Source organism: Pseudomonas wadenswilerensis (assembly GCF_024749185.1).
In the GTDB taxonomy this organism is placed as follows: Bacteria; Pseudomonadota; Gammaproteobacteria; order Pseudomonadales; family Pseudomonadaceae; genus Aquipseudomonas; species Aquipseudomonas wadenswilerensis.
In genome coordinates this window covers 847,509-868,120 of the sequence record NZ_CP087191.1, presented here as the reverse complement: position 1 = coordinate 868,120, position 20,612 = coordinate 847,509, and the positions used below count along the sequence as shown (strand labels likewise).

The 20,612-nt window shown below is 62.0% G+C and carries 24 protein-coding genes and 1 pseudogene; 13 read left to right on the top strand and 12 right to left on the bottom strand.

Going from position 1 to position 20,612, the window contains the following annotated elements; translation table 11 throughout:
- Positions 1-67: 67 nt before the first annotated feature.
- Together LOY45_RS26940 and LOY45_RS26935 are read left to right on the top strand one after the other, a co-directional pair.
- A pseudogene (locus LOY45_RS26940) lies at positions 68-1,354 on the top strand (methyl-accepting chemotaxis protein); the annotation flags it as partial.
- A gap of 12 nt (positions 1,355-1,366) precedes the next feature.
- Positions 1,367-2,209, top strand: a complete 843-nt coding sequence (locus LOY45_RS26935) for a methyl-accepting chemotaxis protein (protein WP_415842471.1) — start codon at positions 1,367-1,369, stop codon at positions 2,207-2,209.
- Between the two features lie 111 nt (positions 2,210-2,320).
- Here LOY45_RS26935 and LOY45_RS03890 read toward each other — a convergent pair whose 3' ends face one another.
- The 3 genes from LOY45_RS03890 to LOY45_RS03880 are packed head-to-tail and all read right to left on the bottom strand — an operon-like array spanning position 2,321 to position 3,399.
- Positions 2,321-2,944: an SOS response-associated peptidase gene (locus tag LOY45_RS03890; RefSeq protein ID WP_115088730.1), complete on the bottom strand. Its 624-nt coding sequence runs from the start codon at positions 2,942-2,944 to the stop codon at positions 2,321-2,323.
- Positions 2,945-2,956: 12 nt separating this feature from the next.
- Positions 2,957-3,217, bottom strand: coding sequence for a putative signal transducing protein (locus LOY45_RS03885; RefSeq protein WP_115088731.1), 261 nt, complete (start codon positions 3,215-3,217; stop codon positions 2,957-2,959).
- Positions 3,217-3,399, bottom strand: a complete 183-nt coding sequence (locus tag LOY45_RS03880) for a CPXCG motif-containing cysteine-rich protein (protein ID WP_134064296.1) — start codon at positions 3,397-3,399, stop codon at positions 3,217-3,219. The genes LOY45_RS03885 and LOY45_RS03880 overlap by 1 nt, the downstream gene beginning before the upstream one ends.
- A gap of 122 nt (positions 3,400-3,521) precedes the next feature.
- Here LOY45_RS03880 and LOY45_RS03875 point away from each other — a divergent pair, with 122 nt between their 5' ends.
- Positions 3,522-4,688: a 1-acyl-sn-glycerol-3-phosphate acyltransferase gene (locus LOY45_RS03875; protein WP_166675726.1), complete on the top strand. Its 1,167-nt coding sequence runs from the start codon at positions 3,522-3,524 to the stop codon at positions 4,686-4,688.
- Between the two features lie 96 nt (positions 4,689-4,784).
- On the opposite strand, the gene LOY45_RS03870 is transcribed toward LOY45_RS03875, so the two are convergent.
- The gene (locus LOY45_RS03870; protein WP_115088733.1) at positions 4,785-5,045 is read right to left on the bottom strand and encodes a hypothetical protein; all 261 of its coding nucleotides are present in this window, start codon (positions 5,043-5,045) and stop codon (positions 4,785-4,787) included.
- Positions 5,046-5,214: 169 nt separating this feature from the next.
- On the opposite strand from LOY45_RS03870, the gene LOY45_RS03865 reads away from it, so the two are divergent.
- Complete coding sequence (locus LOY45_RS03865) at positions 5,215-5,421, top strand: hypothetical protein (RefSeq protein ID WP_115088734.1); 207 nt, start codon at positions 5,215-5,217, stop codon at positions 5,419-5,421.
- Positions 5,422-5,484: 63 nt separating this feature from the next.
- On the opposite strand, the gene LOY45_RS03860 is transcribed toward LOY45_RS03865, so the two are convergent.
- Positions 5,485-6,069 (bottom strand): YajG family lipoprotein, encoded by a 585-nt coding sequence (locus LOY45_RS03860; protein ID WP_115088735.1) that lies wholly within the window; start codon positions 6,067-6,069, stop codon positions 5,485-5,487.
- A 175-nt stretch (positions 6,070-6,244) separates the two neighbouring features.
- Between LOY45_RS03860 and LOY45_RS03855 the strand changes: the two genes are divergently transcribed.
- On the top strand, positions 6,245-6,478 hold the full coding sequence (locus tag LOY45_RS03855) for a hypothetical protein (RefSeq protein ID WP_115088736.1): 234 nt from the start codon (positions 6,245-6,247) through the stop codon (positions 6,476-6,478).
- Between the two features lie 605 nt (positions 6,479-7,083).
- A complete protein-coding gene (gene mqo / locus LOY45_RS03850) occupies positions 7,084-8,589 on the top strand; it encodes a malate dehydrogenase (quinone) (RefSeq protein WP_258578771.1) in 1,506 nt (501 codons plus the stop codon).
- A gap of 54 nt (positions 8,590-8,643) precedes the next feature.
- Here mqo and LOY45_RS03845 read toward each other — a convergent pair whose 3' ends face one another.
- From LOY45_RS03845 to LOY45_RS03830, 4 genes are all read right to left on the bottom strand, one after another.
- The gene (locus LOY45_RS03845) at positions 8,644-8,934 is read right to left on the bottom strand and encodes a PA4642 family protein (protein WP_115088738.1); all 291 of its coding nucleotides are present in this window, start codon (positions 8,932-8,934) and stop codon (positions 8,644-8,646) included.
- Positions 8,935-9,004: 70 nt separating this feature from the next.
- A complete protein-coding gene (locus tag LOY45_RS03840) occupies positions 9,005-9,472 on the bottom strand; it encodes a hypothetical protein (RefSeq protein WP_134064300.1) in 468 nt (155 codons plus the stop codon).
- A gap of 56 nt (positions 9,473-9,528) precedes the next feature.
- On the bottom strand, positions 9,529-10,002 hold the full coding sequence (locus tag LOY45_RS03835) for a WbuC family cupin fold metalloprotein (protein WP_258578770.1): 474 nt from the start codon (positions 10,000-10,002) through the stop codon (positions 9,529-9,531).
- Between the two features lie 3 nt (positions 10,003-10,005).
- A complete protein-coding gene (locus LOY45_RS03830) occupies positions 10,006-10,563 on the bottom strand; it encodes a hypoxanthine-guanine phosphoribosyltransferase (RefSeq protein WP_010225758.1) in 558 nt (185 codons plus the stop codon).
- A gap of 163 nt (positions 10,564-10,726) precedes the next feature.
- Here LOY45_RS03830 and upp point away from each other — a divergent pair, with 163 nt between their 5' ends.
- Both upp and LOY45_RS03820 read left to right on the top strand, forming a co-directional pair.
- Positions 10,727-11,365: a uracil phosphoribosyltransferase gene (upp, locus tag LOY45_RS03825; RefSeq protein WP_115088742.1), complete on the top strand. Its 639-nt coding sequence runs from the start codon at positions 10,727-10,729 to the stop codon at positions 11,363-11,365.
- 2 nt (positions 11,366-11,367) lie between these two features.
- Positions 11,368-12,642, top strand: a complete 1,275-nt coding sequence (locus LOY45_RS03820; protein WP_115088743.1) for a uracil-xanthine permease family protein — start codon at positions 11,368-11,370, stop codon at positions 12,640-12,642.
- A 124-nt stretch (positions 12,643-12,766) separates the two neighbouring features.
- On the opposite strand, the gene hemH is transcribed toward LOY45_RS03820, so the two are convergent.
- Together hemH and LOY45_RS03810 are read right to left on the bottom strand one after the other, a co-directional pair.
- Positions 12,767-13,783: a ferrochelatase gene (hemH, locus tag LOY45_RS03815; protein ID WP_258578769.1), complete on the bottom strand. Its 1,017-nt coding sequence runs from the start codon at positions 13,781-13,783 to the stop codon at positions 12,767-12,769.
- 13 nt (positions 13,784-13,796) lie between these two features.
- Complete coding sequence (locus LOY45_RS03810) at positions 13,797-14,702, bottom strand: TIGR01777 family oxidoreductase (protein WP_115088745.1); 906 nt, start codon at positions 14,700-14,702, stop codon at positions 13,797-13,799.
- 186 nt (positions 14,703-14,888) lie between these two features.
- On the opposite strand from LOY45_RS03810, the gene LOY45_RS03805 reads away from it, so the two are divergent.
- The 5 genes from LOY45_RS03805 (at position 14,889) to LOY45_RS03785 (ending at position 20,065) form a co-directional block, all read left to right on the top strand.
- Positions 14,889-15,875 (top strand): NAD(P)/FAD-dependent oxidoreductase, encoded by a 987-nt coding sequence (locus LOY45_RS03805; RefSeq protein ID WP_115088746.1) that lies wholly within the window; start codon positions 14,889-14,891, stop codon positions 15,873-15,875.
- A gap of 154 nt (positions 15,876-16,029) precedes the next feature.
- Positions 16,030-16,998 carry a YbgA family protein gene (locus LOY45_RS03800; RefSeq protein WP_115088747.1) on the top strand — a complete coding sequence of 323 codons (969 nt, stop codon included), beginning with the start codon at positions 16,030-16,032 and terminating at the stop codon, positions 16,996-16,998.
- Positions 16,988-17,875, top strand: a complete 888-nt coding sequence (locus tag LOY45_RS03795) for a MerR family transcriptional regulator (protein WP_115088748.1) — start codon at positions 16,988-16,990, stop codon at positions 17,873-17,875. Before LOY45_RS03800 ends, LOY45_RS03795 begins: the two co-directional genes overlap by 11 nt.
- 28 nt (positions 17,876-17,903) lie before the next feature.
- Positions 17,904-19,346: a deoxyribodipyrimidine photo-lyase gene (gene phrB, locus LOY45_RS03790; RefSeq protein WP_258578768.1), complete on the top strand. Its 1,443-nt coding sequence runs from the start codon at positions 17,904-17,906 to the stop codon at positions 19,344-19,346.
- The gene (locus LOY45_RS03785; protein ID WP_233674630.1) at positions 19,343-20,065 is read left to right on the top strand and encodes an SDR family NAD(P)-dependent oxidoreductase; all 723 of its coding nucleotides are present in this window, start codon (positions 19,343-19,345) and stop codon (positions 20,063-20,065) included. Before phrB ends, LOY45_RS03785 begins: the two co-directional genes overlap by 4 nt.
- A gap of 21 nt (positions 20,066-20,086) precedes the next feature.
- Here LOY45_RS03785 and LOY45_RS03780 read toward each other — a convergent pair whose 3' ends face one another.
- Positions 20,087-20,605 (bottom strand): acyloxyacyl hydrolase, encoded by a 519-nt coding sequence (locus LOY45_RS03780; RefSeq protein WP_115088750.1) that lies wholly within the window; start codon positions 20,603-20,605, stop codon positions 20,087-20,089.
- Positions 20,606-20,612: the final 7 nt, after the last annotated feature.

Genomic DNA, 20,612 nt, shown 5'->3' with positions numbered 1-20,612 from the left:
CTCATGCTTTCGCCCCGCCGGGCCGATAACGCAAGGCAGACGCCTTTCCTTGCGCTTGGAGCCCCACATGAAGTTCCGGTCGATCCAGTTTTCCGTCGCCGCCCTGGCTGGCGCCATTGTCCTGAGTATTGTCGCTGCCCTGGTGCTCTATGCCGTGTACTCCGGCGAACGCACCCAGGAGCTGGTGCAAAGCCGCACCCAGCAGCAATTCGAAGCGGTGATCGAGCAGCGCCTGACCGCCCTGGCGCGGACTCAGGTCAGCGAGATCCAGCGCGGCCTGGAAGCGCCGCTGCTGATTGCCCGCGGCCTTGCCACCAGCAACGCCATGCTCGGCATGCAGGACGCCAGCGGCAATCCGCTGCTGAAGATCGAACGCCAACAACTGATTGCCCTGCTCAAGCAGACGGCGCTGACCAACCCGCTGATCCTCGGCACCTACCTGGGTTGGGAAACCAATGCCCTGGACCACGATGACGCGCGCTTCGCCGGTACCTCGGTCACCGGTATCGACAGCGCCACCGGGCGCTTCCTGCCCTGGTGGTTCCGCAACGAAGACGGCAGCCTGGGCCTGGACAAGCTGGCCGACGTCAATGACCAGACCATCCTTGCCACCGGCGTGCGCGCCAGTGAGTACTACCTGTGCCCGCGGGAATCGAAGAAAGCCTGTGTCATCGACCCGGCGCCTTATAAGGTCGGCGACAAGGTGGTGATGCTTGCCTCGTTCGTCGAGCCGATCATGATCGACGGCAAGTTCCAGGGCATTGCCGGCGCCGACCTCTCGGTTAACTTCATCCAGGAACTGCTCATTACCGCCGACCGCCAGCTGTACGACGGCGCCGGCGAACTGGCGCTGGTGTCCGGCAACGGCCGCCTGGTGGCCTTCACCAAAGACCCGGGCAAGTTTAGCGAGAAAGCCAGCGACGTCCTCGACGCCAATGCCGCTGGCACCCTGGCGCAATTGAGCGGCGAAAAACTGCACTACGAAGTCGATCAGGCCGCTGGCCGCATCGAGCTGTACCTGCCGTTCAAGATCGCCAATACCGACGCCCGCTGGACCCTGCTGCTGGAGCTGCCGATCAGCGCGGTGATGGCCGATGTGGAAAAACTGCAAAGCGACCTCAGCGCCCAGCGCCGCACCGACATCACCGGCATGACCGTGGTCGGCCTGGGCATCGCCGCCCTTGGCCTGCTGGTGATCTGGCTGCTGGCCCACGGCATTGCCCGGCCACTGCGGCAGATGGTGGCGATGCTCGATGACATCGCCCAGGGCGAAGGCGACCTGACCCGCCGCCTGAGCAGCGATCGCGCCGACGAACTGGGCTCGATCGCCAAGGGCTTCAACACTTTCCTGAGCAAGCTGCAGGCGATGATCAGCCAGGTGGTGGCCTCGGTGCAGAAGGTCAGCGACTCCTCGGAGCACACCGCCGACATCGCCATCCGCACCAATCAGGGCGTGCACAAGCAGATGGCCGAGATCGACCTGGTGGCCACCGCCGTACACGAGATGACCGCCACTGCCCAGGACGTGGCGCGCAACGCCACCCATGCGGCCCAGGCCGCCAGCAATGCGGACCAGGCGGCCCACCAGGGCCTGGCCATCGTGCGCGATACGTCCCATTCGATCAGCGCCCTGGCCGAGGAAATCGGCCGCGCGGTCGGCGTGGTGCAGAATCTGGCCCGTGACAGCGAAAACATCAACGCCATCCTTATCGCCATCCGCGCGATTGCCGAGCAGACCAACCTGCTGGCGCTCAATGCCGCCATCGAGGCGGCCCGCGCGGGTGAACAGGGCCGTGGTTTTGCCGTGGTGGCCGACGAGGTGCGTAACCTGGCACAGAAAACCCAGCAGGCCACGGAAGAAATCCAGCAGATGATCCAGCAACTGCAGCAGGGTACCCGCGATGTGGTGCGGGTGATGGAAGACAGCCAGGGCAAGACCGACGACAGCGTGCAGCAGGCCGCCCGCGCCGCCGAGGCACTGGAGAGCATCACCCAGGCGGTATCGGTGATCAACGACATGAACACGCAGATTGCCAGCGCTGCCGAAGAGCAGAGCGCGGTGGCCGAAGACATCAACCGCAATGTGATCAATATCGGCCAGGTGGCTAACGAGGTAGCTGGCGGGGCGGATGAGTCGAGTACCGCCAGTGCCGAGCTGACCAAGCTGGCCGAGCAGCAGCGGCGCTTGATCAATCAGTTCAGGGTGTAAGGTCTTGGGGCTGCTTCGCAGCCCATCGCTGGCAAGGCCAGCTCCCACAAGGTCAGTACACACACTCCACTGTGGGAGCCGGCCTTGCCGGCGAAGCCCTTTCAAGCACCCTCAAGCCGGGGTCAAACACTCCGGCCCATTAAGCTTCGGATCGTTGACCATATTGGCCAACACCCGCTCACGCAGCGGTGCCTGGCCGCCCGCCAGCAGCTCGTACAAGCGCGCTGGCGGGGTTTCGGGATCAAGCCAGGCTGCCTGCCCGGCCGCATCGAGAATCAGCGGCCGACGCTGGCTCAGCGCTGCCTGGGTCACCACTGCGGTGCTCAGCCAGACCTGGTCCTGCACCGGATACGCCTCCCAGATCGCGGCAAAAAACAGCGAAGAGCCCTCCCCCGGCGTCAGCCAGTACGGCCGTTTGCGCTGGGTGCCACGCCACTCGTAGAAACCGTTGGCCGGCAGCAGGCAGCGGCGCAGGCGAAAGGCTTCACGAAACATCGGCTGTTCGGCCAGGGTCTCGGCCCGGGCATGAGCCGGGGTGCGCGATAAATCGGTGAGCCAGGCGGGAGTCAGCCCCCAGCGTGCCCGCGCCAGTTCCATCTGACCATCGTCGAGGCGGCGCTGAATCAGCACCGAAGCGCCGGGGGAGATGTTCCATTGCGCCTGCTGGTCACTGGGAAATCCCGGCAAGGCAGCAAAGGCGGGAGACCAGCGAAACAGTGCATAACGTCCACACATGAGGGCAAAAACCTAGCAAATCAGGGTTCCGGGGATGTTCTCCGGTTCGTCGCCCGCAAGTGGCTGGGCGCTATTGTACGCGGCGATCAGCTGGCGTGCGCTGTCGGCCTGCTCATCGGCGACCGCCAGGCCCAGCAGGCCGTGCATCGGCAGGTCGCCCATGGCGCCCATCAGGTCGCGGCCAACCAGGTGCACGGGGATGCCTTCACTGGCGAGCATGCCGATGAGCATTTCGGCTTCCAGCAGGCTTTCGGGATCGTAGATTCGCCGCATCAGTCATTCTCACCATAAACGTCCAGCATCCATTCCTCGCCATGCACCTGCAGCACGAACCTGATCGGCTTGCAGCACACCTGGCAGTCCTCGATGTACTCCTGATCACCGCCCGACAGGTCCACCGTCGTCTCGACTTCTTCACCACAATAAGGACAATCGTAGAACGCTGTCTCCAGCATCGCGGCCTCCCGAGTGACTTGTGCGTATAATTGCCGGTCTATTTACAGGTCCTGAGTGTGTCTGAGCCGTTTTTCAGACCCCGGCCCCTACCTATTACCCTAGCCGTTTCCAACAAGAGAGCATGATGGGCGAATTCGATGCCATCCGACCGTACGACGACGCTGAAGTCCCTGCCGTTCTGGCACGGCTGCTCAGCGACCCGGCATTCCTCGATATCCTCACCCACTTCCGCTTCCCGCGCATGGCCGGGGCCTTCGGCTGGCTGCTCAAGCCGCTGATCGCCCGGCGCCTGCGTAAAGAGTTTGCCGGGGTCAGCTGCGTCTCGACCCTGCAGGACAAGGTCGAATACTACGTCGACCACACCATCGAGCGGGCGACCGACGGCGTGACCTACACCGGCGTCGAGCAGCTCAAGTCGGGTACCGCCTACCTGTTCCTGGCCAACCACCGCGATATCGTCATGGACCCGGCGTTCGTCAACTATGCCGTGTACCACGCCGGCCTGCCGACCCCGCGCATCGCCATCGGCGACAACCTGCTGCAAAAGCCGTTCGTCAGCGACATGATGCGCCTGAACAAGAGCTTTATCGTTCATCGCTCGATCAGTGGCCGCCGGGAAAAGCTTGCTGCTTACCAGTTGCTCTCAGCCTACATCAACCATTCGATCCGCAATGATTGCCAGTCGATCTGGATCGCCCAGGCCGAAGGCCGGGCCAAGGATGGTGATGACCGTACCGATTCGGCAATCCTGAAAATGTTCCACATGAGCCGCAAGGACGAGCCGTTCGGCGCAGTGATCCAGTCGCTGAACCTGAGCCCGGTGTCGATCAGTTACGAGTACGACCCGTGCGACCAGGCCAAGGCCCGCGAGCTGTACATTCGCGCCACCACCGGCACTTACAGCAAGGCCCCCGGTGAAGATGACGTCAGCATTGCCCAGGGCATTACTGGCTACAAAGGCCGTGTGCACATCAACTTTGCCCCGCCGGTGACCGCGTTTGTCGAGGACACCAAGCAACTGGCCGCCGAGATCGATCGGCAGATCCTGGCCGGCTACCGGTTGTTCCCGGTGCATTACCTGGCGTATGCGCAATGGGCTGATGCCGATCCGGCGCTGGACGTGCCGGCAGCGGCCAAGGTGTTCCCGGCCGATGAACTGGCCCGCGCCCAGGCCGAATGGCAACGCCGCCTGGACGCCTGTCCGGCCGAGCAGCGGCCGTACCTGGTGCAGCAGTATGCGACGCCGGTACGCAATCAGTACCGGGTCAAGGCGGGGTTGGCGCTTTAGGTCGCACCGCGTCGCCTGCATCGCTGGCAAGCCAGCTCCCACAGGAACACTCTGGGGGAGCTGGCTTGCCAGCGATGGGCTGCGAAGCAGCCCCGATCACACCCAGGTGCTGAACCAGGACAGCAACAAGGCCAGCGCCAAAAAGGCAAAACCGAGAATGTAGTAGAAACGGTTGATGCGCAGGCTCATGCCATCGACCACCACTTCATCGGCGGCCATGCCCGCCAGGGTTTGCGCCGCGCGGCGGCGGGCGCTGTGCAGCAGCAAGCCGCCCGGGCAGGTCAGCACCAGAGCCAGCAGGTTGATCAGCTTGGCCGGATGGGCGGCAAACAGCCCCCAGATCACTTGCAACGACATCGCAAAACCTCAAAAGAAGTACATCGATACTTTCGACACGGCGGGCATTCTACCCAAGCCCCGTGCCCCTGCCTGCCCTTTGCGACAAACGACGATTAATTCGCACCGTCACACGCTCGTCATCTAGGCACGCCACTCTATCGGCCGTCGTCACCCACCGGAGCTTGTCATGCTGCACGCCGAAAACCAGGACCGCCTCTACCTGATCGCCCAGAGCGACGAGCAGCAGGCGCTGATCGACGGCCTGGCGTTCAACGTCCAGGACCGCCAATGGCTGGTGTACTGCGCCTTGGGCGGGCACGCTCATGATGATCTGCCCGAAGTCGACGTTCCGACCGGCATCAGCATGCTGGACTTCTACGTCGAAGCCGCCTGAGCGCCCAGAAACGCAAAAGCCCGATGCCTGCCACGCAGACATCGGGCTTTTTGCTGTTGGGATTTATTCGCCGAGGATCTGCCCGATGGCCTGGTCCTTGAACAGACGGGTCAGCGCATCGCTGAGCACATCGCCCACCAGCTTGGTGTTGGTCTCCTGGTTGGGTGCCATGCCGAAGCGCTGGTCCAGCGAAGCACCGTAACGGCCGCTGTAGCGACGGTTGGCGTTGGCCACGTCAGCCTTGAAGGTCGCACCGATGGTGGCTTCGGTCACGTACATGCCTTCTTTTGGCGACTGGTACTTGAGTTCGGCCAGGGTCACGGTCAGCTGGGGCGCGTTGTAGGCGTTCGGCGTCGGGGTGAAGCCCAGCAGACGCACCGCCGCTTCGGCCTGGGCCTGCAGTTTTGGCAGGATGTCGTTGCCGGCCACGGTGATGGCGCTGGTTTCCGGGTACAGGCCGCCACGGGTGCCCAGGGTTTGCGAAGCACGGCCATCAACCACCTTGACCACCACCGGCTGACCATGGCCGACCGGCGCCAACTGGGCGTTGAGTTTCGGTTGCGGGCTGAGTTGTTGCGGGCTGTGGGCACAACCGGCCAGGGTCAGACTGGTCACCGCGATCAAACCGAACAACAAACGTTGCAACATGCTCATCTCTCCAGAATAGGCAGCAAAGGCCGCCAGTATAACCAGCACGGGGCAGCCCAGCTATCGGCGTGCCATTAGTGAATAAGACAGGCGTGCCCAGCCCCGGTTCGCTGTCACAATCGTTTCATCACTGCACGGTTATCCTTGCCTCAGTTCTTCACAGGGATACCTCGCCATGTCCTCGCTCCTGGCCTTGCTGTTCAAACGCAATCCGCAACGCTGCTTCGCCCGCCTCGACGCCTTGGGCCATTGCCAGGCCTTCAAGCAGTGTGCGCAGGCTCCTTCGACCAGCGGCTGGGTGGAAATCAACGAAATTCGCCTGGCCTGGCTTAACCGCCCGCTGCCCGCCAGCGCCCGTGTTTCAAAGCGTGTCAGCGGAAACTGGCTGCAGCGCAGCCTCGCCGCCTGAGTTTTGCCTCAATAAAAGTCGCTAATAAAGAGCTTTTCTGCCCGCGACATCGCTATAATCTCCCCCCGATTATAAGGACGTCTCCTGATCGGGCCTCGCAGTACCGCCAATGCCCAGCATTGCGCATCCCCCGCACCGCCCACAGAGAGCCTTCCACACAGGTCTTGCACCAGCCAGTGTGCCTGCGTCATTCGGCCCTCTGCTCTGCCTGAACCTGCCGGGTCTGCCATCGCGCAGTCCATTTTGAGGTTCACGTCTCCAAAAGAGCGTGAAAAAACGGGTTTTCACAACTTCACGAGAGTGTGGCGAGCAATGAACAGTCTGGCATGTGCAAAAGCACCTAAAGTGTCCCGAACAGCCCTGAACAGCTGGCAACAGCGCTCATTTGCAATGGGTGCCTGAAACCGGTCCATAACGCACGACGGATACCTTGACCATAAGTCGAATTGCCGCACCGGCTGTAAAATGCGTTCATAGGCAACGCAAAGCCCGGTTGGTGGTGTCCGCTGAAGTTGCAAAAACTGCGAAGAATCGGACATGGCGATCCTGGCAAGCCAGGGATCCTATGCTGTCAATTTGGTGCTGAAGATTTTGGAGACGCGTTAATGGCGCAGAACGAAGCAGTCGATGTAGTACTGGTAGGGGCAGGCATCATGAGTGCCACCCTGGCCGTACTGCTCAAGGAACTCGACCCGGCGATCAAGCTGGAAGTCGTCGAGTTGATGGATTCGGGTGCCGCGGAAAGTTCCAACCCGTGGAACAACGCCGGGACCGGCCATGCCGGGCTGTGTGAACTGAACTACACGCCACAGGCCGCCGACGGCAGCATCGATATCAAGAAAGCGGTGCACATCAACACCCAGTTCGAGGTGTCCCGGCAGTTCTGGGCCTACCTGAGCAAAAAAGGCGCGTTCAGCTCGCCACGGGCGTTCATCAACCCTGTGCCGCACCTGAGCTACGTCGAGGGCGAAAAGGGCATCAGCTTCCTCAAGAAGCGCTTCGAGATGCTCAAGCAGCATCATGCCTTCGCCGAGATGGAATACACCGAAGACAAGGCGCTGATGAACGAGTGGATGCCGCTGATGATGCCAGGTCGCCCAGCCGACCAGCAGATCGCTGCCACCCGCGTCATGAAAGGCACCGACGTCAACTTCGGCGCGCTGACCAACAAGCTGCTCAAGCACCTGGCCAACGCTCCCGAAGCACAGGTCAAGTACTGCAAGAAGGTCACCGGCCTGCGCCGTAACGGCAGTGGCTGGACCGTCAGCATCAAGGACGTCAACAGCGGCAGCAGCCGTGAAGTCGACGCCCGCTTCGTGTTCCTCGGCGCCGGTGGCGCGGCCCTGCCGCTGCTGCAACTGTCGGGTATCGAGGAGAGCAAGGGTTTTGGCGGCTTCCCGGTCAGTGGCCAGTGGCTGCGTTGCGACAATCCGGAAGTGGTCAAGCGCCACCAGGCCAAGGTCTACAGCCAGGCTGCGGTAGGCTCGCCACCGATGTCGGTGCCGCACCTGGACACCCGCGTGGTCGACGGCAAGACCTCGCTGCTGTTCGGCCCGTATGCCGGCTTCACCACCAAGTTCCTCAAGCACGGCTCGTTCCTCGACCTGCCGCTGTCGGTACGCATGGGCAACATCGGCCCGATGCTGGCCGTGGCCCGCGACAACATGGACCTGACCAAGTACCTGGTCAGCGAAGTGATGCAGTCGATGGAGCAGCGCCTGGACTCCCTGCGCCGCTTCTACCCCGAGGCCAAAGCCGAGGACTGGCGCCTGGAAGTGGCTGGCCAGCGCGTGCAGATCATCAAGAAAGACCCGAAAAAAGGCGGCATCCTGCAATTCGGTACCGAACTGGTCGCAGCCAAGGACGGCTCCCTGGCCGCCTTGCTCGGTGCTTCGCCGGGTGCTTCGGTGACTGTGTCGATCATGCTGGAACTGATCGAGCGCTGCTTCCCCGAACAGACCAAGGGCGCCTGGGCTGCCAAGCTCAAGGAAATTTTCCCCGCCCGGGAAAAGGTCCTGGCCACCGACGCTGCCCTGTATCACAAGATCAGCGCGCACAACGACGAGGCCCTGGGCCTGGTCGAAAGCAGCCCGGCACAGAGCTACGCGTAACTTGCCGGCATAAAAAAACGCCCTTCGGGGCGTTTTTTTATGGGCGCTGTTTTATCAGCCGCGGGCGTTATCGATGATCTCGATGTACTCGGCGGCGTTGCGCTGGTCCTTGATGATCTCGACGAAGGTCTGGCCGTGCTCGTCCTTGCCGTCCAGGTCATAACCGGCTGCGACGAAGAAGCCGACATAGCGCTCGAAGTCATCGATGCGCAGGCCGCGGTAGCCCTTGATCAGCTTGTGATGCGACGGCGAAGTAACGGCATCAGCCGGCTCGTACTGGAGGAACGACTTGATGTAGTCGTCGCTGATCTCATCACCAATCACTTGCTTCTTGTCTTTACGCATTGCCGACTCCAACTGAACCATCACGGACATTTTCACGGGTCGGCAGTTTACCCCCGGGCAGCGCCGGCACTCAACGCGCGCGTACGCTACCAGTGTGCAGATCCGCCCAGATGTGGCCATTGGGGTAACTGAGGAACTGCACATAGACGGTATCGTTGCGCAGCAGGTCGAGCATCACCCGGTACTGGGCCAGCGGGTAGTTGAGCGTCAGGGTCTTGCTCTTGTCGTCGAACACCGGCTTTTTCAGGCTTTTGCTTTCGGCATCGAAGCTGATCAGCACCTGGCTGATGGTCGCACCCTTGCTCAGCGGCTTGCCCTTGAGGCGCAGGATCAACGGCGAAGTGACGGGGATCGGTTGCTGGTTGGACTGGCGCTGATTGCCCACCACCACCGAGTAGCTGGTGACCTGCAGCAACTGCTGCGAATCTGCCACTTCCTTGCGCACCCCAAGGTCATCGGGCGGCAGGAACTGGCTGTGCAGGGGCGCCGCGGCCAGCGGCAGGCTCAGCAGGAACAACAAGGGGAAAAATGCACGCATGACAGGCTCCTTGGGGGCAGCCTGGCACTCTAGCATGGGACTGCGTCATCGCAATTTCAATCGAACTGCGCGCGCATCCAGGCGTGATACTCGGCAACTCCCGGTTCGCCTTCGCGCGGTGCCCAAGCGGGGTGCTCACCTTCACCAACAGGACGATACGGGCCAGACTTGCACTCAAACATCATACTGTCGGCCTCCAGCACCACCAGGCCGTGAAAGGTACCTGGCGCCAGGTCGACGCCCAGGCAGTCGCCTCCCGCCTGCAACACACGCTTATTCACGACCGCACCTTGCTCGTCAAAAATCAACAGGCCCAAGGTGCCGCGCAGCACGATCAGACACTCGGCCTTGTCTGCCGACAGGTGCCGGTGCGGCGGAATATAGGTAGAAGGCTGCAGACCTACTGCCATGCGGTGGCAGGGCTCGTCCATTTCATGGAAGTTGTGGTGCTGGCGGCCGCGCGGATTGGTCGCGGACTTGGCGGCCAGCTCGGCAAACAGTTGTTGATCGAGAAAGCCAGGCTGGCGCATGAGTCAGAGCCCTTTAACCGCGTAGATGCCGTTGGCATTGCGCCAGTAACCTTTGTAGTCCATACCGTAACCGAACACGTAACGGTCAACGCAGCTCAGGCCACAGAAATCGGCCTTGAGGTCGGCGCTGGCCTTGCGGTCATGGTCCTTGTCGATCAAGACGGCAGTATGCACGGCACGAGCACCGGCATGTTTGCAGAAATCGATAATTGCACTGAGGGTATGACCTTCGTCAAGAATATCGTCGATGATCAGCACATCGCGATCAATGAACGAGACTTCCGGCTTGGCCTTCCAGAACAGGTCACCGCCGCTGGTCTGGTTACGGTAGCGGGTGGCGTGCAGGTAGGACGATTCCAGCGGGAATTGCAGATGGGTCAGCAACTTGCCGGCGAAGATCAAGCCGCCGTTCATCACGCAGAAGACTACCGGATTGCTATCGGCCAGCACTTCGGTGATCTGCGCGCCCACGCGGGCAATGGCTGCTTCGACTTCGGCTTCGGTGTGCAGGCAGTCAGCCTCGCGCATGACTTGACGGATGTGCTCGAGATCGGCGGACATGGCGCTCTCCAAGGGGCGGCAATTGAGAAAAGCGGGCAAAGGTACGCATCCCGTCGCATCAGATCAAGCATTTCTGGACTAACGTCCAGTAAGCCTGAGGACATGCATGGCTGAATAGATTAATCTAGCGCGGTTTTTTGCCCGCCCCCCGGAGCTTTTCCCTATGCCTACCCGTGAGATCCGCCATCCGCTGATCCGCCACAAGCTCGGCCTGATGCGCCGCGCCGATATCAGCACCAAGAATTTTCGCGAGCTCGCCCAGGAAGTCGGTACGCTCCTGACCTACGAAGCCACCAAAGACCTGCCCCTGGAAAGCTATGAAATCGATGGCTGGTGCGGCAAGGTCCAGGTCGAGAAGATCGCTGGCAAGAAGATTACTGTAGTACCGATCCTGCGCGCCGGCATCGGCATGCTCGACGGCGTGCTCAGCCTGATTCCTGGCGCCAAGGTCAGCGCCGTGGGCGTGGCCCGCAACGAGGAAACCCTCGAAGCGCACACCTACCTGGAAAAGCTGGCACCGGAAATCAACGAGCGCCTGGCCCTGATCATCGACCCGATGCTGGCCACCGGCGCCTCGATGGTCGCCACCATCGACCTGCTGAAGAAAGCCGGCTGCAAGGACATCCGCGCGATGGTCCTGGTTGCCGCGCCAGAAGGCATCGACACCGTCGAGAAAGCCCACCCGGACGTACAGATCTATACCGCATCCATCGACAAGTGCCTGAACGAGCACGGCTATATCATCCCTGGCCTGGGCGATGCCGGTGACAAGATCTTCGGTACCAAGCAGAAGGACGCCTGAACATGCAGGATGAGTTCAACGACCCGCTCTGGCGCCAGGTCGTCTCCGGCGCGCAGATGCTCTTCGTCGCCTTCGGCGCGCTGGTATTGATGCCACTGATTACGGGGCTGGACCCCAACGTCGCGCTGTTCACTGCGGGTCTGGGAACTCTGCTGTTTCAGGTGGTAACTGGCCGTCAGGTTCCGGTATTCCTGGCGTCCAGCTTCGCCTTCATTACCCCGATCATCCTCGCCAAAGGCCAGTTCGGCCTGGCCGAGACCATGGGCGGGGTAATGGCTGCAGGTTTCGTCTACACCTTCCTCGGCCTTGCCGTAAAAATCAAAGGCACCGGCTTTATCGACCGCCTGCTGCCACCGGTAGTGATCGGCCCGGTGATCATCTCGATCGGCCTGGCCATGGCACCGATTGCCGCCAACATGGCCATGGGCAAGGCGGGTGACGGCACCGAGCTGCTGCCGTACGGCACCGCCATGATGATCTCCATGCCGGCGCTGCTGACCACCCTGATCGTCGCGGTGTTCGGCAAGGGCATCTTCCGTCTGGTGCCGATCATCGCCGGTGTACTGATGGGCTTTGGCCTGTCGTTCTACTTCGGCGTGGTCGACACCGCCAAGATCGCCGCCGCGCCATGGCTGGCCCTGCCGCACTTCACCGCGCCAGCATTCAACTGGCAGGCGATCCTGTTCATCGTGCCGGTGGCCCTGGCACCTGCGATCGAGCACATCGGCGGCGTGATTGCGGTGGGCAGCGTGACTGGCCGCGATTACCTGAAGAAGCCTGGCCTGCACCGTACCCTGCTCGGTGACGGCATCGCCACCACCACCGCCGGCCTGTTCGGTGGGCCGCCCAACACTACCTACGCCGAAGTGACTGGCGCAGTGATGCTGACCAAGAACTACAACCCGAAGATCATGACCTGGGCGGCAATCTTTGCCATCACCCTGGCTTTCATCGGCAAGTTCGGCGCGCTGCTGCAAAGCATTCCGGTACCGGTAATGGGCGGCATCCTCTGCCTGCTGTTTGGCTCGATCGCCGCAGTGGGCATGAACACCATGATCCGTCACAAGATCGACCTCAGCGAGGCGCGCAACCTGGTGATCGTTTCGGTGACCCTGGTATTCGGTATCGGTGGCGTGCTGATCGGTAGCGGCACTGGCCCGGACGACTGGGGCCTGAAGGGCATCGCCCTGTGTGCCGTGGTGGCTATTGCCTTGAACCTGCTGCTGCCGGGTAACGACAGCTGGAAAAACAAGGCGCTGGACGATCAGTTGCCTTGATCTGATTGCCTGATGGGGCCGCTGCGCGGCCCATCGCTGGCAAAGCCAGCTCCCACAGAGTGCATGCATTGCCATTGTGGGAGCCGGCGTTGCCGGCGATGGGTCGCACAGCGGCCCCTTGCATTCAATCTGCTTGCAGACACATCCCCTTCAACGCCTGCACCCACTGTGGGTGATCATTCAGGCACGGCACCAGCACCAGCTCTTCGCCGCCCGCCTCGACAAACTGCTCGCGCCCACGATCACCGATTTCCTCCAGGGTCTCGATGCAATCGGCGACAAATGCCGGGCACATCACCAGCAGCTTTTTCACCCCTGACTTACCCAACTCATCCAGGCGCGTTTCGGTATAGGGCTCGATCCACTTCGCCCGCCCCAGCCGTGACTGGAATGACACCGACCATTTGCCGTCGGCAATGCCCATCTTCTTCGCAAACGCCTGGGCGGTGCGCAGGCACTGGCCGCGGTAACAAACTGCAAGCATTTCGGGCGAAGCGTCTCGACAGCAATCGGCATCCTGGAAGCAATGGTTGCCGGTCGGGTCGAGCTTTTTCAGATGCCGCTCGGGCAGGCCATGAAAGCTCAGCAGCAGGTGGTCGTAATCCTGCTGCAGATAAGGCTGCGCACTGGCGGCCAGGGCATCGATGTATTCAGGCTTGTCGTAGAACGGCTGCAGGATCGCCATCTCAATCGGCAGCTTCTGCTCGGCAATCACCTGCCTGGCCTGCTCGATGACCGTGGTCACGGTGCTGTCGGCAAACTGTGGATACAGCGGCGCCAGGGTGACCTTCTGCACGCCCTGGCTGGCCAGGCGTGCCAGTACTGTCGGCAACGAAGGCTCGCCATAGCGCATGGCGATTTCCACCGGGCCGTGGCTCCACTGCTCGCGCATGGCCGCCTGCAGGCGACGGGTCAGCACCACCAGTGGCGAGCCCTCGTCCCACCAGATCGAAGCATAGGCATGGGCCGACTGCTCCGGGCGCTTGATCAGAATCAGCGACACCAGCAACCGGCGCACCGGCCACGGCAGATCGATGACATAGGGGTCCATGAGAAACTGATTGAGGTACCGGCGCACGTCGGCGACAGAGGTGGAAGCCGGTGAACCCAGGTTGACCAGCAGCAAAGCGTGATCGGTCATGCAACGTCCTATTTCAGAGGCGGCTGGACAGTTCATCCAGGGCCGATTGCAGATCATTGAAGCGGAAGGTGAAACCGGCGGCCAGCAAACGTACCGGCCGCGCCCTTTGCCCCCCCAGCAGCAGGGTCGACAGCTCGCCCAGCCCGGCCTTGAGCACCAGCGCCGGCAGCGGCATGAACGCCGGGCGATGCATGGCCCGGCCCAGACGCCTGGCAAACTCGCGGTTGCGCACCGGCTCCGGGGCGCAGGCATTATAAGGACCGCTGGCATCCTTGTGCTGCAAGAGAAAATCAATCAGGGCGATCTGGTCGTGTATATGAATCCACGGCATCCACTGCCGACCATCGCCAATAGGCCCGCCCAGCCCCAGTTTGAACGGCAGGCGCAGGCGCGACAAAAAGCCGCCCTCGCTCGACAGCACCAAGCCGGTACGCACCAGTACCACACGAATACCCAGAGGCTGGGCAGCCATGGCGGTTTCTTCCCAGGCGATGCACAGCTGGCTGGCAAAATCCTCCTTGACCGGCTGCGAGGCTTCGGTGAGTTCACGCTCGCCACCATCGCCATACCAACCTACCGCCGAGCCCGAAATCAGCACTTGAGGGCGCTGCTGGCGCGCCTCCAGCCAGGCCAGCAATTGTTCGGTCAGGGTGATCCGACTGGCCCAGAGCAATGCCCGTCGACTGGAACTCCAGGGCCGATCGGCTATCGGTGCACCGGCCAGATTGATCACCGCATCCACGGTGTCGTCATCGGCCAACTCGTCAAGCCGGGCAATGCCGCGCACGCCAGCACCACATAACCTGCCCACCTGTTCAGGGCGACGACTCCAGACCGTCAGCCGATGCCCCTGGGCCAGCCAGTGCTGGCACAGGTGTTGGCCGATCAACCCGGTACCGCCGGTCAGCAATATATGCATGGCTGTGTCCTCACATGGCGCGCCAGTGGTCTATTTTTAACAACAAGGCACTTTTTTGACCGATCGCTCTCGGATAAACATAGGCCAACCTGTGGTAACGAGCGGAATCATCTTATACAGGATTCATGCATTGTACAGGTTTACCGGGCAGCGTAGTCTGCAACCATAAGGTTCGAAGAGGCCATCATGACTGTACCTATTGCCATCATCGGGGCCGGTATTGCCGGCCTTTCCGCGGCCCAGGCATTGCAGAAAGCCGGGCAGACCGTTCATTTGTTCGACAAGGGCCACGGCAGCGGGGGACGCATGGCCAGCAAGCGCAGCGATGCCGGCGCCCTCGACCTTGGCGCCCAGTATTTCACTGCCCGTGACCGGCGTTTTGTCGACCAGTTGCAACAATGGGTGGCCGCCGGCTGGGCGGCAGAATGGAAGCCGCAGCTGTATCACTACCAGGATGGTGTACTGAGCCCCTCCCCCGATGAACAGACGCGCTGGGTCGGCGTACCGCGCATGAGCGCCATCACCCGCGGCCTGCTCAAGGATGTCACGGTGAACTTCCGTTGCCGTATTGCCGAGGTCTATCGCGGCCAGAAGTACTGGCACCTGCAGGACACAGACGGCTGCAGCCACGGTCCGTTCAGCCGGGTGGTGGTCGCCGTGCCGGCACCCCAGGCTACCCAGCTGCTGAGCGCCGCCCCCAAGCTCGCCGCCACTGCGGCCGGCGTGCAGATGGACCCGACCTGGGCCATTGCCCTGGCCTTCGACACACCGCTCGACACCCCGATGCAGGGCTGCTTCGTACAAGACAGCGCCCTCGACTGGCTGGCGCGCAACCGCAGCAAACCCGGGCGCGATGAACATATGGACACCTGGGTACTGCATGCCACCGCAAGCTGGAGCAAACACCATATCGACCTGGCCAAGGAGGCCGTCATCGAGCAGCTGTGGGGCGACTTCGCCGAGCTGGTCGGCTGCGTGGTCCCGGCTCCGAATTTCTCCCTCGCCCATCGCTGGCTTTATGCCCGGCCGGCCAGCAACCACGAATGGGGTGCCCTGGCGGATGCCGACCTGGGCTTGTATGCCTGCGGCGACTGGTGTCTGTCTGGCCGCGTCGAGGGTGCCTGGTTGAGCGGCCAGGAAGCGGCCCGGCGTTTGCTGGAACACCTGGAATAGCTTATCGGGGCTGCTTCTGTTCAGCCCCGCTGCGCGTGTTTCGACATCCTGCACAAAGGTTGTACAAGTAATTTGACTTGCACAGGTTTATCTCTATGATGAGATTTATCTGTACAGCTTTTTATTTTTGTACAATATTTTTCAGGATCTGTTCATGGACGCTCATGACCTGCCACGCAAACCCCGCATCGCTGTCAGTGCCTGCCTGATCGGTCAGGAGGTGCGCTTCAACGGTGGTCACAAGGCTTCGCGACTGTGCAACGAGGTGCTCAGCGAACACTTCGAGTTCGTCCCGGTGTGCCCGGAAGTCGCCATTGGCTTGGGCGTGCCTCGCGCACCTATCCGTCTGATCGGCGATCCAGCCGACCCGCAGGCGGTGTGCAGTCGCGACCCGGGCCTGGATCTGTCCGGTCCGTTGCGCGCCTATGGTCAACAGATGGCCAAGGATCTTGGCGACATCTGCGGCTACATCTTCATGCACAAATCACCGTCCTGCGGCCTGGAACGGGTCAAGGTCTATCAGGCCAATGGCTACCCGGCAGCGGAAGGCGGCCGCGGGCTGTTCGCCGCCGCGTTCTGCGAACAGCATCCTGACCTGCCGGTGGAGGAAGACGGCAGGTTGTGCGATCCGGTACTGCGGGAGAACTTCATCACCCGCGTGTACGCCTACGCCGACTGGCAGCAACTGCTCACCGATGGCGTCAGCCGTGGCGCCCTGATCGCTTTTCATGCCCGCTACAAGTACCAGCTGATGGCCCACAACCCTCAACGGTACAAGACGCTGGGCAAACTGCTGGGCAGCATGACCCGTGACGATGACCCCGAAGTGCTTGCCCCGCACTATTTCAGCCAGCTGATGCAGGCCCTGCGCCGCTGCGCCAGCCGCGGCACCCACAGCAATGTGCTGCTGCACCTGAGCGGTTACCTGCGCGATGCCCTGAGCCGCGACGACAAGCAGGAAATCCAGCAACTGATCGCCCAGTACCATGCCGGCGTAGTACCGCTGGTGGTGCCTCTGACGCTGCTCAAGCATCACTTGCGCAACCACCCCGACCCCTACCTGGCGCAGCAGGTATACCTGCAACCGCACCCGGAAAACCTGAGCCTGCGCAATGCCATCTGATGCGCTGCTGCCGATCCGCGAGGTGACGCGCCTGACCGGCGTCAACCCGGTCACCCTGCGCGCCTGGGAACGCCGTTATGGCCTGATCGTGCCGCAACGCACCGGCAAGGGGCATCGCCTCTACAGCCAGGAAAACGTCCAGCGCATCCAGCAGATTCTCACCTGGCTCAACCGCGGTGCCGCGGTCAGCCAGGTCAGATCCTTGCTGGAAGCCACCCCCAGTGCAGCGCAATCGCCTGCCGGCAGCGACTGGCAAGGCCTGCGCGAGCAACTGAAAGAGGCCATTGCCGCCCTCGCCGAGCGCCGCCTTGAGCAACACCTGAACCAGGCCATGGCCCTGTACCCGGCGGCAACGCTCTGCGAACACCTGTTGATGCCGCTGCTTGCCGATCTGGAACTGCGCTGGCAGGGCCAGTTTGCCGCAGGGCTTGAGCAAGTGTTCTTTCATTCCTGGCTGCGCAGCAAACTGGGCACGCGGATCTACCACAACAACCATCAGCTCGGCGGAGCCCCGTTGCTGCTGGTCAACGGCTCGGACCTGGCCTTCGACCCACGGCTCTGGCTGAGCGCCTGGCTGGCGAGCAATGCCGGGTTTCCGGTGCAGGTCTTCGACTGGCCGCCGCCCGGCAACGAGCTGAGCCTGGCTGTAGGCCATCTGCAGCCCTGGGCGTTGCTGCTGAGCGTCGACAAGTCGGTCGACATATCCCGATTGCAACGAAACCTGGCCAACGTCGAAATTCCGAAACTCCTATGTGGCCGCGCAGTCAGCATTCATAAGCATGCCCTGCAGGCCTGGACGGACGAGACGCTGTTTGCCCTCGACTCTCCCCAGGCAGCGCTGCACTGCCTGCAACGACTCAGTGGACGCGCGCCATGAACACCACCGCCAATGGCAAAGGAACACCATGCAACTGATCTGGCTGCGCAGCGACCTGCGCGTACTCGACAACACCGCGCTGACAGCGGCCTGCGAACACGGCCCGACCCTCGCGGTATGGCTGCTCAGCCCCGGGCAATGGCTGGACCATGACGATGCGCCGTGCAAGGTCGACTTCTGGTTGCGCAACCTGCAAAGCCTGCGCGCAGCGCTGGCGCAGTTGAACATTCCCCTGCTGATCCGTCACGCCGACACCTGGCAACAGGCACCGCAAGCCTTGCTACGACTGTGCCGTGAACACCAGGTACAGGCTGTGCATTTCAACGCGGAATATGGCGTCAATGAAAGCGTCCGCGACCAGGCGGTACAAGCCGCCCTCGGCCAGCAAGGCATTGCCGTACACGGCTATCTCGACCAACTGCTGTTCAAGCCCGGCAGCATCCTTACCCGCAGCGGCGGCTACTTCCAGGTCTTCAGCCAGTTCCGCAAGGTCTGTTACGAGCGCCTGCACCTGGGCTTGCCGCGCCTGGTCAACGAGCTGAAGGCGCAAGCGCCGACAGCTGTCGCCAGCGACCCGGTGCCCAGTGAAGTCGCCGGTTTCCAGCCGCCCCCACAATCCTTGCGCGACCTCTGGCCAGCCGGTGAGGATGAAGCGCAGCGACGCCTGCAACGCTTCATCGACGAACGCGCCGAGGATTACCAGGAGCAGCGCGACTTTCCCGCGGTCGCCGGCACCAGCCAATTGTCGGCCTATCTGGCTGCCGGGGTGATCTCGCCGCGCCAGTGCCTGCACGCCGCGCTAAGCCACAACTTTGGCGAGTTCGACAGTGGCAACCGGGGCCTGGTGACCTGGATCAACGAACTGCTCTGGAGGGAGTTCTACAAGCATATTCTGGTTGGCTACCCGCGGGTCTCGATGCACCGCGCCTTCCGCCCGGAAACCGAGGCCCTGCCCTGGCGCTACGCGCCGGATGAACTCAAGGCCTGGCAACAAGGGCAGACCGGTATCCCGATCATCGATGCCGCCATGCGCCAATTGCACGCCACCGGCTGGATGCACAACCGCCTGCGCATGATCGTCGCCATGTTCCTGACCAAGAACCTGTTGATCGACTGGCGCGAAGGCGAACGCTTTTTCATGCGCCACCTGATTGACGGAGACCTGGCCGCCAACAACGGCGGCTGGCAGTGGAGCGCCTCGACCGGTACCGATGCCGCGCCGTACTTTCGTATCTTCAATCCGCTCAGCCAGTCGCAACGCTTCGATGCAGGTGGTAGCTTCATTCGGCAATGGCTACCGGAATTGGTGGATGTAGCTGAAAAAAATATCCACCATCCAGTGATTACTGACGATCTTTTTGCTTCTAACCTTTATCCACAGCCTATTGTGGACCTCAGTAGCAGTCGCCAACGTGCGTTGAATGCATTCAAGAATTTACCCACGCGGCAGGAAGAGAGGGCAGTAACGTGAGCGAACCCATCGCGCGTAAAGTGTGGGTCACCGGCGCCAGCAGCGGCCTGGGCCTGGCATTGGTGCAACAGCTGCTTGAGCAGGGCTGGAAGGTCGCGGCCAGCGGCCGGGCATCGCCTGAACTGACGGGCCTGTCGCAGCTCAACCCCGAGCAGCTGTTGTTGCTCGACGGCAGTCTGGATGATGGTGTGCAAGCGGCGCAGGCCGGCCAGCAACTCCAGGCACACTGGGGCGCCCTCGATTGCCTGCTGGTGAATGCCGGCACCTGCGATTACCTGGACGCCAGCCTCTCGCCGACGGCAATTTTCGAAGCCATCGCCAGCAGCAACCTGAGCGCCTCGGTCCACTGCCTGAACGTTGCAGTGCCGCTACTGGAAAAAGGCCAGGCACCACAAGTCCTGGCGGTGCTCAGCCGCTATTCCGCACTGCAACTCTACGAGCCAAGCCAGCCGGCAACACCGAGCAACAACCTGGCAGAAGTGTTTCGTGCCGAGCGGCAGAATCTGCAGAGTAAAGGCATCGACCTGACCCTTGTCGCGCCCCAGGCCTTGAAAGTGCCGCTGGTCGGAGTTCAGGTCATGCCCGAACAGTGGACCCCGGAAAGCGCCGCCGATGTGATCGTCCAGCGGCTCCCCGAACGAGCCCCGGAATTACTGCTCGAAGCCCTCAACCTCAACAGCCTCTGGCCATTGCCCGAGCGACCTTCAAGCCCTGTGTAAACCACAGGGCAGCACTTGAAGTCAGAGCGGCATACGGTAGTGCAATGCGTAACTTTCTACACCATCGTTGGGCGTTTGCAGCCCGGCGTTGGAGTAGTGAATGGCGCGCACACCAACTTCGTGGCCACCGGCAAAGCGCAGGCCGAAGCCGATACGGTCTTCGAACTGGAAGGAGGAGCCAAGTTTGTTGCTCTCAACTTCGGTACTGGAGAATGCGGCGACACCAATACCGGCTTCGATGTAGGGCTTGACTGACTCACCGGCGAACTCATAAACAAACACCGGCGCAAACGACAGGCTGTGGTTACTTGCCGTCTCGTCGCCATCCCAGTAGGTGTAGGCACCATCCCAATAGCCGGTAATACGGCCTACGCTGGTTTGCCACCAGCTGGCATCCCAGTTCGATTGCAGGCCCAGCCGATAGGTCATGGTCGAGTCGCCGGTCTGCCCGATCGAGAACGAAACGTCCGCTGCTTGAGTTGTGAAAGATTGCCCCAGGGTAACGGCTGCAAGAGCAGCCAAGCAAAGCAGTTTCTTCATGAGAAAC